14 protein-coding genes are annotated in these 18,256 nt (G+C 47.3%); 4 read left to right on the top strand and 10 right to left on the bottom strand.

Features of this window, described 5'->3' with window-relative positions; all coding sequences use genetic code 11:
* Positions 1-57: 57 nt before the first annotated feature.
* The gene (gene yegD, locus ACED36_RS13025; protein WP_371733384.1) at positions 58-1,410 is read right to left on the bottom strand and encodes a molecular chaperone; all 1,353 of its coding nucleotides are present in this window, start codon (positions 1,408-1,410) and stop codon (positions 58-60) included.
* A gap of 553 nt (positions 1,411-1,963) precedes the next feature.
* Here yegD and ACED36_RS13020 point away from each other — a divergent pair.
* Positions 1,964-2,710 carry an HAD hydrolase-like protein gene (locus ACED36_RS13020; RefSeq protein WP_016962454.1) on the top strand — a complete coding sequence of 249 codons (747 nt, stop codon included), beginning with the start codon at positions 1,964-1,966 and terminating at the stop codon, positions 2,708-2,710.
* 31 nt (positions 2,711-2,741) lie between these two features.
* On the opposite strand, the gene ACED36_RS13015 is transcribed toward ACED36_RS13020, so the two are convergent.
* On the bottom strand, positions 2,742-4,217 hold the full coding sequence (locus ACED36_RS13015) for an FMN-binding glutamate synthase family protein (protein ID WP_016962453.1): 1,476 nt from the start codon (positions 4,215-4,217) through the stop codon (positions 2,742-2,744).
* 243 nt (positions 4,218-4,460) lie between these two features.
* Here ACED36_RS13015 and ACED36_RS13010 point away from each other — a divergent pair, with 243 nt between their 5' ends.
* Positions 4,461-4,997 (top strand): DUF924 family protein, encoded by a 537-nt coding sequence (locus tag ACED36_RS13010; RefSeq protein ID WP_016962452.1) that lies wholly within the window; start codon positions 4,461-4,463, stop codon positions 4,995-4,997.
* 73 nt (positions 4,998-5,070) lie between these two features.
* Here the strand turns inward: ACED36_RS13010 and ACED36_RS13005 are convergent, their stop codons facing one another.
* From ACED36_RS13005 to ACED36_RS12990, 4 genes are all read right to left on the bottom strand, one after another.
* Entirely contained in the window at positions 5,071-5,937 is an 867-nt protein-coding gene (locus tag ACED36_RS13005) for an ABC transporter permease (RefSeq protein WP_016962451.1), read from the bottom strand.
* A gap of 4 nt (positions 5,938-5,941) precedes the next feature.
* Positions 5,942-6,802, bottom strand: coding sequence for an ABC transporter permease (locus tag ACED36_RS13000; protein ID WP_016962450.1), 861 nt, complete (start codon positions 6,800-6,802; stop codon positions 5,942-5,944).
* 9 nt (positions 6,803-6,811) lie between these two features.
* Positions 6,812-7,918 (bottom strand): ABC transporter ATP-binding protein, encoded by a 1,107-nt coding sequence (locus tag ACED36_RS12995; protein WP_016962449.1) that lies wholly within the window; start codon positions 7,916-7,918, stop codon positions 6,812-6,814.
* A 128-nt stretch (positions 7,919-8,046) separates the two neighbouring features.
* Complete coding sequence (locus ACED36_RS12990; protein WP_371733383.1) at positions 8,047-9,111, bottom strand: extracellular solute-binding protein; 1,065 nt, start codon at positions 9,109-9,111, stop codon at positions 8,047-8,049.
* Positions 9,112-9,662: 551 nt separating this feature from the next.
* On the opposite strand from ACED36_RS12990, the gene ACED36_RS12985 reads away from it, so the two are divergent.
* Positions 9,663-9,938 (top strand): DUF3081 family protein, encoded by a 276-nt coding sequence (locus ACED36_RS12985; protein WP_016962447.1) that lies wholly within the window; start codon positions 9,663-9,665, stop codon positions 9,936-9,938.
* Between the two features lie 64 nt (positions 9,939-10,002).
* On the opposite strand, the gene ACED36_RS12980 is transcribed toward ACED36_RS12985, so the two are convergent.
* Entirely contained in the window at positions 10,003-11,070 is a 1,068-nt protein-coding gene (locus ACED36_RS12980; RefSeq protein ID WP_016962446.1) for an acyltransferase, read from the bottom strand.
* 399 nt (positions 11,071-11,469) lie between these two features.
* Here ACED36_RS12980 and fusA point away from each other — a divergent pair, with 399 nt between their 5' ends.
* Entirely contained in the window at positions 11,470-13,554 is a 2,085-nt protein-coding gene (gene fusA, locus ACED36_RS12975) for an elongation factor G (protein ID WP_016962445.1), read from the top strand.
* 93 nt (positions 13,555-13,647) lie between these two features.
* On the opposite strand, the gene ACED36_RS12970 is transcribed toward fusA, so the two are convergent.
* The 3 genes from ACED36_RS12970 to ACED36_RS12960 all read right to left on the bottom strand — a co-directional run bounded on the left by ACED36_RS12970 (position 13,648) and on the right by ACED36_RS12960 (position 18,244).
* Positions 13,648-14,118 carry a DUF302 domain-containing protein gene (locus tag ACED36_RS12970; RefSeq protein ID WP_016962444.1) on the bottom strand — a complete coding sequence of 157 codons (471 nt, stop codon included), beginning with the start codon at positions 14,116-14,118 and terminating at the stop codon, positions 13,648-13,650.
* A gap of 411 nt (positions 14,119-14,529) precedes the next feature.
* Positions 14,530-17,280: an alkaline phosphatase family protein gene (locus ACED36_RS12965; protein WP_016962443.1), complete on the bottom strand. Its 2,751-nt coding sequence runs from the start codon at positions 17,278-17,280 to the stop codon at positions 14,530-14,532.
* Positions 17,281-17,587: 307 nt separating this feature from the next.
* Positions 17,588-18,244, bottom strand: a complete 657-nt coding sequence (locus ACED36_RS12960; protein WP_029486774.1) for a cytochrome c family protein — start codon at positions 18,242-18,244, stop codon at positions 17,588-17,590.
* Positions 18,245-18,256: the final 12 nt, after the last annotated feature.

The raw sequence follows: 18,256 nt of genomic DNA, 5'->3' as shown, positions 1-18,256 counted from the left end.
TGATGGAGACAACTCAGGTAGGTGGATTTCTTTATGCCTTTCTGACATTGTCTTTTTTTACGCAAATCGCGCAGCAGCGTGGCGGGCAAGACCTGATGTTACAGAACCAAAATAGTCACCAGCGACGATAGGTACACCTGGTAACGTTGTTTCAAGCAACGCACGTAAAATCGGAGATCGCGCACTACCACCTGTCATGAAAATGGCATCAGGCTTGATTTGTGCTTGCGCCAATGCCTCGGTCACCAATTCGGTAATCTTAGTCACGGGTTTCACTATCGCATCTGCTAACTGTTCTGTGTTGATATCAACATTCAGTTGCTCACCAACCATGGGTAGCGTCACTTGCGTGGTAGGTTGCTCTGAAAGCAAAATCTTCGCTTCTTCTGCGCCACGAACGATTTGATAACCCAGCGTTTCTCTATGCACGTTAATCAAACGTGCGATCTTTTCAGGTTCGCTGGCATCACGCATGAGTTGTTCTAGTACTTTGCGATTGGCAGAGGCATAGAAATCGGACTGAGCGACAACATTGTTGATTGCTATGGGATTCCAAAACTGTGTCACGGGCATATCAATACCGCGTTGCAGGGTTGAACCTTTGCCAAACAGCGGCATGAGTTGATCAAATGCCAAATGAATATCAAGGTCGTTCCCACCGACACGACACCCCGAGTGTCCCAGCAACGAAGCGTGGCGATCTTCTTGGTTCCTCCAGCTTGGACCCATCTGAATCAAGCTACAGTCTGTGGTGCCACCACCAATATCGACCACTAAAACAGTGCTGTCTTGTCTCAGTGTGCTTTCATATTCCAAACCTGCGGCAACGGGTTCAAATTGGAATAGCACGTCTTTAAATCCGGCGCGTTTGGCGGCGGCAGTAAGAATTGATTCTGCCTGTTGGTTGGCTTTTTCACCGCCGCTTCCTTGAAAGTTCACTGGGCGGCCAATCACAGCCTGCAAAATGTCATCCTGTAGATTGGCTTCTGCTTGTTGCTTGATGTTAGCCATCATTGCGCACACCAGATCTTCGAAGAAACTGACTTGCACGTCGCGCAACCCCGTTGCTCCTAGAAAAGACTTTGGAGACTTAACGTAGTAAACCTCTTCAGGATCTTCTAAATAGGTCGCTAACGCTGAGCGACCAAAACGTAGATCACCCGGTTCGATATCAATCCCTTCTTCACGATTAAAAGCCACGGCACGGCGCAATAGTTGCTCACCGACCGGATCGTTGGGTTTGATTGAAAAATGACGCCAAAGATACTCGCTCACTGCTTCTCGCGTCGGCGCACAAAGGGTCGAGGGGATGAAAGGGCTGTCGCCTTCCAGAGGAAGGAGGCGCGGTACGCCATTCTCAATAACAGCCACAGAACAGTTTGCGGTTCCATAGTCGAAGCCGATAAACATGAAAACTCTCCTGCGTCAAAAAAGTCGGTCAGTTTACTCGAAAGAGAAATCATGACAAGCAAAGCTCATGATTTAATATCACTATATTTCATTCTTTGACTTTGATTTATTGAACAAATCTAAGCAAAAGTGAGTGGTGGGCGATAGGAATGCATTAATAGGTCGCTAATAGCTATGAGACGTGAATGACTGATCCTAGTTTGGGGGGGGCTCCAAGAGGTACAAAAATATGATAATAAAAATATCTCTTTTAAATCAACTGACTAGGTGGTTGATATTTTACTGTCTGGCAAAGATCAACGAGATAGATATCATGCGGTAAAACGATGTTACTAGCTTTTTCTGCGACTCTGCTAAATTAGAAAGACGACGTTATTTCACCTAACTGCTGCTCTCATGTTTCGCAGTCACAACGTCCTTGTTAACTCAATAGCTGTGCATTCAATAACACCTCGATGTCTTCAACCAGAAAGGGCTAACCCAAGCAGCGAACGCCTAACAGTGGCACTGGCGAACGTTACTCTCATACTAATCATCACATTTGGAGTGACCTATGTTGTCAGCAACACAGGTAAAAGCCGTTGTTTTTGAGTTAGATGGTATCTTGGTGGATACCGCAAACGACATTTGCCACGCGGCAGAGGAAATGTTGTCCGACTTGCGCTTACCGAGCTTGAGGTCGGAGCATGTTCGCGACTGGATTGGAGATGGTTCAGAGAAGTTGGTCCACCGTATTCTTTCTCGAAAGATTGATGGAATCGTACCTGACCCCGTGTTTCGTATCGGCAGTGCACTTTTTATGAAAGCCTACCAGCGCCGTAATCATGAGGGTGCGTCTTTGTTCGAGGGCGTTGAAGCTTGTCTTCACCAGCTGAGGCGACGGAAAATTCCCATGGCGGTTGTTACGAACCAAGCCACCGCACAAGCTAATGAGATTCTGACGGTGTTAGGTATTCGTAGTCACTTTTCACTGGTGTTAGGTCGAGACGCATTACAAGAGCCTAAACCTTCTGCTGATGGCTTGCTGGAAGCGGCGCTCTTGCTGCAACTCAAACCAGAGCAACTCTTGCTCGTTGGTGGGAGTGTGAATGATGTGAATGCCTCCAGAGCTGCTCATTGCTCTGTTGTTTGTGTTAGCCACGGCTATAATTATGGAATTGATATTCGCAAATCAGCGCCGGATATTGTGGTGGATTCTTTGGCGGAACTCCCTGTCTATTTGAATCAAAATAAACGGCGAACCACCAAGCCCCGATCGGTGAGAAAAGTAACCTCGAAAGCGGGAAAAGAGAAGCGCTAGATAGCGCTTCTTTTCTTTAAGCGGATGGATGTCATTCATCCAGCGACTGTGGCAACCCTCGATCGTTGATGAGTTGGGCGTGAAAGCGTTTTAATTTCCTAGGCTCACTGACACCGCAGGCGTGGGCAATCACACCCACTTCGTACATCAGGTTTGTTGCGTAGTGTGCAACACGCTCGGCTTTGTCGCTGACCACCAGACCTTTATGTAATTTTGGGTCATGGGTGGTGATGCCTGTTGGGCAGGTGTTTTTGTTGCATTGCAACGCCTGAATACAACCGAGTGAGAACATAAAGCCACGCGCCGACGTGATAAAATCTGCCCCTATACACATTGCCCATGCGACTTCCGCTGGGTTCACCAATTTGCCCGAAACAATCACTTTCACGCGTTGTTTGAGCCCATGACTCTCAAGTTTGTCAACAAGCATGGGCAAACTACGCTTAATCGGTAAGCCCATAAAGTCCATCAGCGACTGCGGCGCGGCACCTGTCCCTCCATCCGCGGAATCAAGGGTAATAAAGTCTGGCGCAGATGAGATACCACGGCTGTGAATAGTCAGCATTAACTCGTCAAGCCAGCCATAAGCGCCGAGTACCATTTTGAAGCCAACAGGTTTTCCTGTAACTTGGCGGATTCTATCTATCATATCCAGCAAGTCATCAACGCAACGGATGTCTTTGTGCCCATTCGGGCTAATGGAATCCTCTCCTTCGAGAATGCCTCGAATGGCTGCAATTTCAGCGCTGACTTTATTACCAGGTAAGATCCCGCCTTTGCCCGGTTTTGCGCCTTGACTCATTTTGATTTCAAACATGCGTACTTGTTGATGAGCCGCAATGGCTTTGAGCCTTTCGTCGCTCAGTTCACCGTTTTCATCACGCACTCCATATTTAGCCGTGCCAATTTGGAACACAATATCTGCACCTCCCTCAAGATGATACGGTGACAAACCGCCTTCGCCAGTGTTCATCCAGACACCCGCTTTTTTGGCACCTTTGGACAAGGAAAGCACGGCCGGCACACTGAGTGCGCCAAAACTCATGCCGGAGATGTTGAAAATGCTTGAAGTGGTGTAGGGGACGCGTGCAACCCCTTCACCAATAGTGACAGCACTGGCAGGCACTGCATCTTCAGACAGTGTTGGAAATGGGCAATTAAGAAAGATGACATCGCCGGGCTGATTCAATGGGCGTGTTGACCCAAACGCGACAGTGCTGTCGATGTTTTTGGCTGCGCGATACACCCAACTGCGCTGAGCCCGGTTAAAAGGGAGTTCATCGCGGTCTTGTGCGAAGAAATATTGGCGAAAAAATTCCCCCATATGTTCGAACCAATATCGAAAGCGTCCTACGACAGGATAGTTACGTCGTATTGCCTGCTTTGTTTGAGTGACATCACGGATGTAGAGGTAAATGATGCAGAGAAACAAGCAGCCCAGCAGGAAAATAAAGAGAGCGGCACTGATTTCCAAAAGGTGGGTTGCCCAACTTGCCATGACGTCCATGAGGTTTCCTTTTTCCATTTTGTTGCAGCTGATGAGTCGTTAGACCGGATTCACCAATCTATACTTTCCGTTAAATATCACAGACTCGTATTTGTGCTTCGTCGACGCGTTTTATACCTGATGATAAAAAAGGTATTGAGATGAAGTTTGCTTGGCGATATGACTGTCAAGAATCCCAAAAATTGTCACACAATCAGCGACGAAACCCGTTAAGTTATTGGAATCAGGGTAAAGGAGAATGACATGTTTAATCGTGTTCTTACGTTTTGGTTTGAAGAGCTAACGCCTAAAGATTGGTTCGTAAAAAATGCTGATTTAGATAAAGAAATTGAGCAACGTTTTTTGCCTGTGTTAGAAAGGGCTACACGATGTGAACTCGTGGATTGGCGTGACACAGCGAAGGGTCGTTTGGCCGAGATTATCGTGTTAGATCAGTTTTCACGGAATGTGTATCGCGATACGCCGTTGTCATTTGCGCAAGATCCGATGGCATTAGCGCTAGCACAAGAAGCCTTAAGTCTGGGTCTCGATAGAGAGTTGACGGAAGTTGAACGTCCTTTTTTGTACATGCCGTTCATGCACAGTGAGTCATTGGAAGTTCATAAAGAATCGGTACAACTCTTTGATAGCCTGGAAGAGAAAACCTGTTACGAGTTTGAGCTGAAACATAAAGTGATTATCGACCGTTTTGGCCGGTATCCGCACCGCAATATGATACTGGGTCGTGAGTCGACTCCAGAAGAAATCGAGTTTTTGAAACAACCAGGTTCAGGCTTTTAGGCTGTCGATTGCGGGTGTACGAAGGGGCTCCCGAGAGCGGGTTGCTCCCGGCCCCCTTCTTGTTGGTTGTTAGCTAGGTGTTGGTTTGATCGCCTCTGGATGATACCCAGATACTGGCGAGCGCCAACATGGCGGATGCGACCATGAGCAGTAAAGAGACGGCGTTAATGACGGGTGTTGAACCTTCTCGCAGGCGATCAAACATGGCAATGGTCAGCGGCGCGTCAGAGCCGACTAGCATCAGTGTCGTGTTGAAGTTCTCAAACGACATTAAAAACGCAATGATCCCTGCGCCAATCAATGCAGGACGCAAAAATGGTAAGGTGATAGTAAACACGGCTTCTGTTTTCGTGGCACCGAGATTCAGCGCAGCCTCTTCTAAGCTGATATCAAATTTGCGCAGTCTTGCCGCAATCACCAAGGTACAAATGGTGGTGATAAAGGCAAACTGACCCAGTACCACGAGCACCAGTCCCGGTCGCATCCACTCAATATCCCAGCCTATGCTGTCTTCAATGCCATTGGCGATGGTGCTGCTCATCAGCAGAATCGACACGCCTAAAATCACGCCAGGAATGACCAACGGCAATAAAAGCAGCACATAGCAGAACCCTTTGAAGCGAAATTCAAACCGCTCAAAAAGGAATGCGTTTGTGGTGGCGAAGGTCAGTGAACACAGGGTGACAGCGATGGCAACAAATAAGCTGACGCCAATGCCGTCCGTGAGTTCTCGGTCATGAAAAATGCCCACTTTAGGTTCGGACGTACCTGTAAACCAATCCATGGTGAACCCGTTCCACGGCAGGGAAGGGAACAAACTGTCGTTAAATGAGAACACGGCAACCACGACTAATGGCAGCATCAGAAAAAGGAAGAAAAGGGCAATGTATCCCTGATAAGCACGGGCGAAACGTTTATTGGTAGGCAATGAAGGGATCATGTTGTTACCCCATTGTCTTAACGAAGGATTGTCGAGTCAGCTTCAAGCCGCCCCAGACCATCAGTGATGACATGCCCAGCAGCAAAATGCCGAACGCAGAGCCTTGTTCCCAGTTGAAGCGAGTGATGAACTGGGTAAATATTTGTTCGGTAAACCACAGGCTGTCTTTTCCGCCCAGCAATGTTGGGGTGAGGTAATTACCTAACGTCAGCATGAAGACCACAATGCACCCAGCCACAATGCCGCTCATGGCATGGGGTATCACGACTTCTCGCATTACATCCCAACTGCTTCCGCCCAAATCATAGGCCGCTTCAATAAGACTGTTATCAAGGCTGTCTAGTGTGGTGACAAGGGGCACGACCATAAACAACATGGAGGTGTAGACCAACCCCACCATGATGGTCACATCGTTGTATAGTAGCTCAACGGGTTGATCAACAAGGCCAAGGGTTTGCAGTAAACCGCTCACTAACCCTGACTCGCGTAACAAGATCATCCAGCCGTAAGATCGCACCAATTCACTGACCCAAAATGGCAGTAAACAGGCGACAAACAGCAAGCTTTTAGCTTTTCCTTGGCACACCTTGGCAATATAAAAGGCGACTGGAAAGGCGATCACTAAGGTTAGGGCTGTTGCTAACAAGGACATCACCGCGGTGCGCATAAAGGTACGCCAGTAAAGAGGCTCACTGAAAAACGTGGCGTAGTTTTCGATACTCAGTACCTTCGCGCCACCGACCGCGCGGTCGTGAATCGAAATAGAAAACATCTGCATATGAGGCAAGATGATCAGCAGTGTCAGCCAAAGTAGAAAGGGCGTCAGCAGCAGAAACAGGGCAAGTCGGTTACCTCGTTCAATCATGGTGGAGTCCTATTTCTGTGAGGGTAGGCAGCGAGAAAACTGCGACTGCCAATGCACAAACAGTGCGTCGCCAGGACGTACATGACGAAACGCTTCGGTTTGCGGTAATTGAACGGAAAATTGCGTTTGGTGCTGTGGGCAATCGACCACCAATTGGCTGCGAGAACCGTCAAACAGGATCTCTTTCACTGCGACATCAAACCCGTTGTCGGCAGTCGCAGGCTTGGCGTCTGGAAAAGCAATGCTGATCGCTTCTGGACGCACAAACACATCAGAGCGTTGACCAATTGAAAGCGGGCTTCCCGCATTGGCCTGCATAATGTCACCGCCTTCGCCTTTCAAGGTAACCACGTTGCCATTGATGGCAGTGACGGTGCCCGTGCGTTGATTATTTTCGCCGACAAATTTGGCGACAAATGCGGTGGAAGGTGAATAGTAAAGGTCCTGCGGTGTGCCGAGTTGTTCAAACTGGCCGTTGTTCATTACGGCGACTTGGTCGGACATGACCAAGGCTTCTGATTGGTCGTGGGTGATGTAAACAAAGGTGGTACCAAATTCTTGTTGTAAGTGTTTCAGTTCCACTTTCATTTGTTCGCGCAGTTTTAAATCCAGCGCGCCGAGAGGTTCATCAAGCAAAAGTACGTCAGGGTTTAATACCAGACACCGCGCGATGGCTATACGCTGTTTTTGACCGCCAGAAAGCTGGGAAATCTGCTTTGGACCACTGCCAGAAAGTCCCACGCGCGCGAGCACTTCATCGATTTTCTTTTTAATTTCATGCGACGGCGTTTTGCGGCGGCGAAGCCCATAGCCAATGTTTTCAGCCACGGTCATGGTGGGGAAAAGGGCCAAATGCTGAAACACCATATTGACGGGGCGTCGATTTGGGCTGATATCGTTTACTCGTTTCCCTTTAATAAAAATGTCGCCATGACTGGCTTGCTCAAACCCGGCAAGCATTCTTAGCAGGGTGGTTTTTCCGCAACCTGATGGGCCGAGAATGGAGAAGAAGCTGCCGTTAGGCACGGTGAAATCAATGTTGTCTACGGCCGTGAAATCGGCGAAGGCTTTGGTCAATGCCCGGCATTCGAGATCCGGGATAGGGTGTTCTGTCATGAAAGTACCGCCAATTGGTTCAGACTAGGTCACAATATGGGTCAACAAAAACGACCAAAAACATGCGATAAAGAGTGTGATAGAAACGGCCTGTGCGGATCACAGGCCGTGATGGGAGACTAACGAGCTTAGTTTGCTGCTTTCACGCGATCGAGCACCAAGCCTTCCATTTCTTCTAAACCAGCAGGCACAGTTGGATACCATTTGATGTTATCGATGTCTGCTTGCGGGAAGCTGGTTTGGAACTGGGCTTTTGCGGTGTCGTTGACAAAATTATCTGCACCTTTAGACGCAGTAAAGTTGCCTGCTGACTCAGTGATTTTTGCGGCAACCTCAGGCTGGTTAACGAAGTTAATCCACTGGTAAGCGGCATCAACCGCTTTGGATTTTCTTGGAATCGCGAAGGTATCAATCCAGCCTAGCGCACCAGAAGCAGGGGCGACAAAATTGATGTCAGCATTGTCTCTGTTTACTTTCCATCCACCTGCATCCCACGCCATTGCACCAACCACTTCACCAGAACGCACAAGGTTGAGCAGCTCATCACCGCCTGACCAATACGCTTTCACGTTGGGTTTGCACTCGACCAGCTTCGCTTCTACTTTGTCCAAAATGGCTTTGTATTTAGCCGGATCGCTGTAGGCGGCAAACGGGTCTTCTCCCATGGCAAATGCGAAGCCTATTAAGGTTGGTCGCTTGAGGCGATAAGACACTTTGCCTTCGTACTGTTTATTACACAGATCGGTGTAATCTTTGATCATGCCTGCGTCTTTGGTGTTTATGACCAAGCCGCTGGTACCCCAAATGTGTGGTACACCATAAACCTCACCATCTAGTGCCGTGTTTTTCTTGGTGGCGTCTACCATGGAAGGGATCAACAGTGCCGTGTCGACCTTGCTCATATCGATAGGCTGATAGATACCAAAATCACGTTGTGCGCCGGTAATACGGTCCTGACTTGGTTGAACGAGATCAAAGCCTGAGCCGCGCGTTGCGCGCAGTTTTGAAATCATATCTTCATTGTTTGATTTGGTGACTTTGACTTCAATACCCGTTTCTTTCTCGAACTGGTCAATCACTTCTTGCGGTGCATACCCCCCCCACGTCAACAGGCGAAGGGTTTCAGCATTGACAGCTTGCGCAGAGAGCAATGTTCCTGCTGCAAGCGCAACAGTGAGTTTTAAGCTATTCATCTTTCGTTCCTTTTGATGGGGGACAGCGTAGGCATCATCCTTGCTGTTCGGAGCTAACTTGGCACGTCTGCTTCGAACGGTACGAATATCTTGTTACGTTTTTTTTACAAGTTAGTGAAATAGCTATGATCTAAAGCGGAAGAAATAACCAATAAGCGATCTCACATCTGTGAACGTAATCACGCGGTAGGGCCAACATTTATCTTTAATTATTAATTGGTTGACCGTGTCTTAGTAGCGATGCGTTTGATTTGAGAGTGAAAGGGGGTGATAAAATAAGGAAAGGTGGAATAGACATTGATTGACTTGAGTCATGCATCGGCTCCTGTCGGACATACCAGCATATTTTTGTGTGAGACGACCAAGCCAGATAGTCGCGCAACACTTGTATACTTAATCACATGGCGTAGCGTTACCGATCACTTTTCGGTGATCCTTGTTTTGCACACTCGTGTATTGAAAATCATACTCATGAACAGTGACATGCTCTTTGCTACCGAAATGCTGAAAGGAGTTTGTTTATTCCAAATGTAAGCAATAAGAGGTGCGTCATGAAAAATGAACTCAACATTGCCAAGTTGTTGGCGGCGTTCGAAGTGATTATGGAAAAAGGCGAAACGACTGAATTTGGTAAACGCTATCAAGGGGTTGAAGCATCAACTGACTATGATGGATATAACGTGTATTTGAAGGGCAATGGTGTTGAATTGCATATTGGATTTCACAACATTTATGATCTTAAGTATGACCAGGCTCATCTCAAGGACAGCTTTTTGAAGAAAATCGATAGTCTGCTTCAGGATACGCCCGCGGGTGATCATCGGTAAAAAAAGTCCGGACTCACTTCACTCTCCGGACTTTTTATCTTTAGCAGACGGCGAGTTTTATTAACTAGGCTGCTTTGGTGCGCGGGATCTGGTGAGGTTTACTGTTATTCATTTGGACTAGAAAGCGTGTGAAAGGCAGCTTTTCCAACAAGAAAACCAATCCAAATGAGAGTAAAACAGTCAATGGCGCGAGCAACATATCTTTAACAGGTCCTTCGATGGCGAAAGCGCCAAGGACGTTAAACAACACAATCATCACAACAAAGTGCGCCACATAAACGCCCAGAACACGCTGACTCAAAGCAAACGTCACGGGTGAATTCCCCCACGTTGGGTGATTGAGTAGCAGACTAAAAATACCGATGGCCATGATTGGCGTACCTAGCAAGAAGTCATGTGTTGCCATCCAAATATCGTATTGACTGAGCAATGCCCCTTCTGCCAAACATAATGACAACCCACCCAAGAACATTGCTACTGATACCTTTGTTGAAAATGTTATGTTTCGACGACGTAATTCGAAGCCCGCGACAACCATCAGCAAGCTAAAGAAGGGACCATTGCGGGTGAAAATTGGCGCCTCACCTTCCATGATGGGTTGATAGCTTCCTGCACCTAGGCCCCACATATAGAGACCGAGGGCCAATGGCACCATTAAGGATTGCTGTTTGAATCTGATGAGTAATGCAATGATGCCAAGGGCACAAAGTAACCCTGGAATGTACCAAAGATGAACCATGCCACCTTCAAATAACGTATTCAGGGGTGAGTCTAATAGAAAGTTCCAGTATCCAATACGAGCAGCTAGATAGCCTTCTGTCATCGCCACATCGAAACGAAAAGGGATCAACAGATAGATAGCACTCCACGCTAACCAGATAGCCACCAGAGGCTTGGCATAATGTGAGAATGTCTTAGACGGTGCCTGAGTCAGTTTGGGCTGGCTAAAATACCCCGTCAGCAAAAAGAAGAAAGGAACCGCAAAACGAGACAGTTGATTGATGACATCAGAGAGTATATTGATGTTTTGGCTGTAGGCGTCACCACGCAAAGGCCCAGCATGGATAATGATCACGGCAAGAATTGCCAATAGGCGTCCCATCTCTAACGATGAAATACGGGCGGAAGACATACAAATTCCTTAGACGCAAAACTAAGCGCGACTCGCGCAAAAAAAGTGCACCGACTATAAGGATTTGTTGAAGCAAAACTGAGTTGTTCCTCTCGATTTTGCGAAGAGGTAAGGCAAAGTTCGAGTAACTGGGTGCGTATGGTTGAAAAAAAGCCAATCTGTATCCACAAACATAGTCGTCACTTTTAATGGAATCAGGATTGGGATTAATGCCACCTGCATAAACGCGCAAGCTGAAAAGAACGGCGAAGATAAGCACGATCGAGCCAGAAATGTGGTTACAAATACAGCAACATAAACTTAAATTATCTCGCTGTGTACTACATGTTTCTTTACGCGACAACGCCTGCTATAATCTCCGCCCTTATATAAGCCAGTAATTGTTTATAGAGACGAACAATGACAGATCTAAGTAAATACAGAAACATTGGTATTTTCGCGCACGTTGATGCGGGTAAAACCACTACTACCGAGCGTATCCTTAAGCTTACCGGTCAAATCCACAAAACTGGTGAGGTTCACGATGGTGAATCTACTACCGACTTTATGGAACAGGAAGCTGAGCGTGGTATTACCATCCAGTCAGCAGCAGTTAGCTGTTTCTGGAAAGACCACCGTTTTAACGTTATCGATACTCCGGGACACGTTGACTTCACTGTAGAAGTTTATCGCTCACTGAAAGTACTTGATGGTGGTATCGGTGTTTTCTGTGGTTCTGGTGGTGTTGAGCCTCAGTCAGAAACTAACTGGCGCTACGCGAACGAATCAGAAGTTGCACGTATCATCTTCGTTAACAAACTAGACCGTATGGGTGCAGACTTCTTCCGAGTTGTTAAGCAAACTAAAGACGTGCTAGCTGCTAACCCATTGGTTATGGTTCTGCCAATCGGTATCGAAGACGAATTCTGCGGTGTTGTAGACCTTCTGACTCGTAAAGCATACGTTTGGGATGACTCAGGTCTTCCTGAAAACTACGAGATCACAGATGTTCCTGAGAACATGCTTGATCAAGTAGAAGAATACCGTGAGATGCTAGTCGAAACTGCTGTTGAGCAAGACGACGAGCTGATGGAAGCATACATGGAAGGCGAAGAGCCATCTATTGAGCAGCTTAAATCATGTATCCGTAAGGGTACTCGCACAATGGACTTCTTCCCAGCTTACTGTGGTTCTGCTTTCAAGAACAAAGGTATGCAACTTATTCTTGATGCTGTTGTTGATTACCTTCCTTCTCCGACTGAAGTTGATCCACAACCACTGATGGACGAAAACGGCGAAGAAAATGGCGAGCACGCTATTGTTTCTGCTGACGAAACCTTCAAAGCGCTAGCATTCAAAATCATGGATGACCGCTTTGGTGCACTAACATTCGTACGTATTTACTCAGGCAAACTGAATAAGGGTGACACCATCCTTAACTCGTTTACTGGTAAAACTGAGCGTGTTGGCCGTATGGTTGAGATGCAAGCAGATGACCGTAACGAACTAACTAGCGCTCAAGCTGGTGATATCATCGCTATCGTTGGTATGAAAAATGTGCAGACTGGTCACACTCTGTGTGATCCTAAGCACCAAGTTACGCTTGAGCCAATGATCTTCCCAGTGCCAGTAATCTCAATCGCAGTTGCTCCTAAAGACAAAGGCGGTTCTGAGAAAATGGGTATCGCAATCGGTAAAATGGTTGCAGAAGATCCAACGTTCCAAGTTGAAACTGATGAAGAAACTGGTGAAACCATCCTGAAAGGTATGGGCGAACTTCACCTAGACATCAAAGTTGATATCTTGAAGCGTACTTACGGCGTAGACCTCACTGTTGGTCAACCACAAGTTGCTTACCGTGAAACTATCACTAAAGCTGTTGAAGATAGCTACACGCATAAGAAACAGTCTGGTGGTTCTGGTCAGTTCGGTAAGATCGACTACATCATGAAGCCAGGCGAAGTTGGTTCAGGTTTCTCGTTCAAGTCTTCTGTAGTGGGCGGTAACGTTCCTAAAGAATTCTGGCCTGCAATCGAGAAAGGCTTCAAAGGCATGATGGATACTGGTGTTCTTGCTGGTTTCCCTGTACTTGATGTTGAAATCGAGCTACTTGACGGTGGCTTCCACGCAGTCGATTCATCTGCAGTAGCATTTGAAATCGCAGCGAAAGGTGCATTCCGTCAATCTATGCCTAAAGCTGGTGCTCAACTTCTAGAGCCAATCATGGCTGTAGACGTGTTCACTCCAGATGACCATGTTGGTGATGTAATCGGTGACCTTAACCGTCGTCGTGGCATGATCAAAGACCAAATGGCTGGCGTAACGGGTGTTCGTGTTAAAGCGGACGTACCATTGTCAGAAATGTTTGGTTACATCGGTACCCTACGTACAATGACTTCAGGTCGCGGCCAATTCTCTATGGAATTTGCACATTACGCACCTTGTCCTGCGAACGTTGCTGAAAAAGTTATTGCTGACGTTAAAGCGCTTAACGCTAAGAAGTAATTCTTACTAAGTCAGTAATACTAAAAAACCCGCACGCGAAAGCCTGCGGGTTTTTTGTTTTTCGTTTTTGAAAAAGAGTCGATCAATCCATCGCTATTGAGGTGAAGGTTGAGTGGCCAATTTTGCTAAAGAGAGCAACGCTTTTTCTACCTTTTTAACAGACATTCCACAGTCTTCAATACGATGCCGCTCTGCTACATAGGTAGGGTTGTTGTAGCCTAACCACACTTCTCCTTTAGCATCTTCCCAAATCAGTGCTTTTTGCGGAAGATCGATACCCGCTGTTTGACTACACACCATCATCGGTGTGCCAACTTTAGGGTTACCAAAGATGACTAACTCCGTTGGGCGTAATGACATACCTGCATTTTTTGCTCCTTCTGCGTGATTCACGCGTCCGATAACATTGAGACCACGGGCTTTGGCGGCGACGATTAGTCGTTCTGTCGTAATGGGGACACTGTATTGGCTTTGAATCTGAACCATTCCTTCTTGAGCATGAGCTAAAGAAGGAAAAGCGATGAAAGCAGCCAAAAGTGCTAAAAGTCCGAAATTCAATTTCATGGTCGAATCCTTAATGCGAATACCTTAACGATAAAGCGAATAAATTAAGGCGCTACTCACCCGTTGATGAGTTGAGTAGAACTGCATGCCGACACATAAAGACTAGCAAATTGTGCAAAGTGTCACTGAAATACATAAAAGAATAATCAACTTAGGTGGGATTTAGAGCGTTTGTGATGAATGCATTACGATTTCTTATTAATCAGATAGGGTTTGTATGGCATATGTACAGTCGAAAATAGACAGATTCAGCGTTTGAACGATGTACGCGGAGACAGCAAAAAATGCGAACAAAGCATTAAGTAGTCGGCATGAATTGTGATTTATATTCGTATTTCAATTGGTTAATCGTGAGCTACTGCGTAAAGGTCTCCAGTAGGAGATCAGGAGACCTTCATGTGTTCGCGAGTGTTATTCCAATGGTTGCGTACCAATAAGATTGGGCAATAGTGATGGAAAACCCCAACCGTCTTCGCCAACTTCTACAGAATTGCCGGACAAATACTCATAGAGGGTGGGTGACAAAGAGCCATTGATTGCAGTTGTCACGCGTTGGTGAGCGGTAACCGGTGTCCCCCAAAACCCAATGAAGGCATCTTTCTCATGAAAATGCTCTCCAGCATGACGTCCGGGTACCTTGGTGTTGTAGCCAACGCCTTGTGCGGGGAAAAGGTTGATGGTGCCTGCTCGGCTTTCATCATAAAGGTGGGCAAGCTGATTGACGCTGTCCGGTCTAGGGGTGAGTCTTGTTAGCTGTTGCCATGTGCTTTTATCACACCAGGTCTGCGGACTGGTTGCGTCTACTTTGTTCATGCACTGGTCAATTAACGCAGATTTCTCCTGCTGTTCTGTTTCGCTCAACGCTGCTGCGTAAGGGTTGGTCTCATAAAGATTCAACAGCACAGGTGTTTGGCCGTTTTTAGCGTGATACAAAGTGCGGTTGCCGTTGCGAGTAATAAATTCATCATGTCGAACGCCATCTTTCACCGCGACCAAACGCAACGTACAGGCCGATAAGCTGCAGTCTTGTTCGCGAACCGCAAGGTAATCCAAGCTATCGCCAAGGCGTGAAACGGTTTCGTGCACCATGTCTATCGCAGGATCATCCTTCTTCGCGGATAACGGCTTCCAGAAAGTGAGTTCGCTATAGAGAGGCTGTGTTTCCCAGCCTCGTTGGCTATTGAATAGATCCATCATGTAGTTACCACCCGCGGTGGATGCCACAATGACATCAATCCCTTTATTACTTGGGTAATCGAAGGTGTGGGTGATTTTAGGCCCTTCTCCTTCATCAGATGAAATCTTGCGAATACGCAAAGACATGTCGTAATCCGATTGGATGCCCTCAAACACTTCTTTCTCTGGGCTAACGATATGGTAGATAGGTGACAAACCATGATCGCCGGCTATGCCCCAAAGCACCTGATCGTAAACGCCTGCTTTGCGGTAAACCGTTTCCATTTCTCCGAGCCAAAAATCTAAACGATTGAGCTCGCCCGTTGGCGCGAGAATTTCATTTGCAAAGGGGCCCGTGAAATGGGCGAAATGGTCTGCCCAAGGGTTATAGGCCAACACAAAGTCAGGTAGGCCTTTTTGAGAAAGCTTGGCGTAATCTCCCAGCTTGTCTTTTATGGTTAATCGCTTGGTCGAGCGCGTTAGCGGCGTCCACCATGTGATGTCTTGATAGGCGTGGATGTCTTTTATTAAGCTTTCGCGCATCGAGTGAAGGGAGACTTCTATCTCGCCGCGCTTGCGTAGATCTTTCAAGCAGCGCTGCTCACCAAAATCACGTATCGCCTCCCCGAGGCCAAGGTTAATCAGAGGGTCGTAACTGGATTGCGCATACCAATCATATTGTGCATTGCAGTTAAGCGTGACCAGTGGAACCAACCGCTCAAATTGCGTCTTTGCACCGTTACCACTAAATAGTGGATCGAGCTGAATGGCGTCGTTACCAAAGAAGTAATAGGCGCGATCTTGTTCGCGATCGACAAAGTGAAAATTCGGGATACCCGTGCCACCGTCGCCTGCCACGTTTGCACCGGTTTTGATGATCGGCAAATTGCGTACGCTGATGGTGGGTGTGGTCGACACACCATATTCCACAACGCCCTTCGCGCCTTCTTGATAAAGTCTGCTGAAGAAAGGCAGGTAGCGTGGGTCGGTATAAGGTGTGTCCGCAATCTCAAACAAGAAAGTGTTATCTGGCAAGTGGTTTGTCTGAGTGATTTCGACGCCTTTCGGTGCAAAGCCTTCGATGTTTTGTTCATCGCGCTTCACTTGCTGCAAGAAAGGTGAAGGTTGCTTGCTCACCAAGCCTTGAATCAGGCCTTGTTGCAGACCATCAACTGTCATTTGAACGGCAAAGGGACGTGTGTTTTGATGCGCTAAATAGGCAAGTAATGCATTGGGCTCATCGTTCAGTGCGTCTTGCATCCACGCGTTTAATGCGTCGACTTTCGCGCCTTCAAGCAGGTATTGACGATAGCCTTTCAACACATTTAATCGCACAAAATCGACCAAGCTGATGGTAATGGCTTGGGCGCGATTGTTCTTTTTGGTCTGGTTTTCAGGTTTGGCGTCATCAATAATGCTGAGAATGGCCGCTTTCATGTCGCCTTCTTCAAGGCTTTCACTGTACTTAGTGAGCATGTTTACCAGCACTTGCTGCACGGTGGCGACCGTTTCCCTGTCTGCTTTGCTGTCCGTGAGGTATTGATATTGATCGGGCAGGTCATCGCCATAAAGCAGTTTATCTTTGCCAAAAAGGGCATCATAAAGCGTCACAAGTGCGGCGATGAACTGTCGATTCAGCAGGGCTTGTTCTTCGGTTTTAGGGCCATGGCTGCTTGATTTGGACACCTCTTTTTTGCCGTCGAGTGAGAACAATGAATGCTGCCATTGCGCGAGTTCAGCCTCAGTGAAAGTGTCCAGCAAATACTGTTTGAAGATGTCTTGGTTAACCACTTCGCCGGTGTAGCGATCGTAAAAGCTATAGAGCAAGTGCCCGAGCTGAATCGCGTATTTCGGATTGGATAACTGAGAAATGACTCTGGCCTTAACGCTCGCATCGAGAGGTAAGGTCAATACCAATGCATCGAGCGCGACACCACCAACCATAAACAGCGCGATGTCACGGCTGGTGGCTGCACTGATATTCATAGATTCGTAGATATTAGAATAAACCAGCTGACTGCTGTTATAAATGGCACCAACGAGAGGAGTACTTCCAAGATCAGGCTCGGAGTTAGCTGAAGTACAGAAAGAAGTAACGGTCAGGGATAAAGAGACCGTTACTGCACAGCGTCGTATCGATTGGATGCGTGTCATTAGCCTAATACATTGTCATTGGGTATGACGTAGAGCTTACTAGAGATATCAGATTGTTAGAAAGGGAAGCGGTGCAGTTTTGCGCAGTTGCTCCGCCCACAATTGAGAACAAAACTCAGATCTCGCTATTCCCCGTCAGCTATTCGCCATAGTAGGTGGCGAGGTAATCGAGGACGCGCTCATGAGCCTCATGGTCTAGCTCATCCATGCCTTGTTCATCAACCATCCATTCCAACGTTTCGTCCCAACTATCACGGCTGAGCCCCTGCTGCACAACAAGGTGTAATGAGTGGCACACGGAACAGGTAGACGCAACCAATGCCATGTTTTCATCCGAGGTAAGAATGCCCTCCCCCAAGGCTTTCACAGGAACAACGTCGTCGCTGCTTTGCCAATTTGGCGGCGTCGGGTTTTTCGTGGCGAGCCATGCAATGATAGCCGCGCGTGCACCAGGATCTTTCACGCCGGGATACACCATGTTCGTGCCCGGTGCGAATTCAGCGGGTGAGGCTAAAAAGGCATCTAGGGATTCTTCATCCCATGTTTTACCTTCAATACGATTAGCGGAAAGCCCCTCACTGTAATTGAAACCCGAAAAAGCGGCGATTTCTCGATCAGCTATTCCGTAAAGAGGCGGGCCAACAATCGTGATACCGTTGGGTTCTACTTGGTGACACGCTTTACACACGGCAGCTTGTTGTTCCCCAGCAGCAACCAAGGCATCAACAGCAGCGTTGGCAGCTAGGGAAGAAAACAAGAAAGCAGCGCCGAATAACGACGCAATAGTAGATTTCATCAAAGCCATTTC

The sequence above is a fragment of the Enterovibrio sp. FF113 genome (assembly GCF_041439165.1).
GTDB lineage: Bacteria > Pseudomonadota > Gammaproteobacteria > Enterobacterales > Vibrionaceae > Enterovibrio > Enterovibrio norvegicus_A.
The sequence above is the reverse complement of the archived record's forward strand: the minus strand, read 5'-3'. Positions and strand labels throughout refer to the sequence as shown.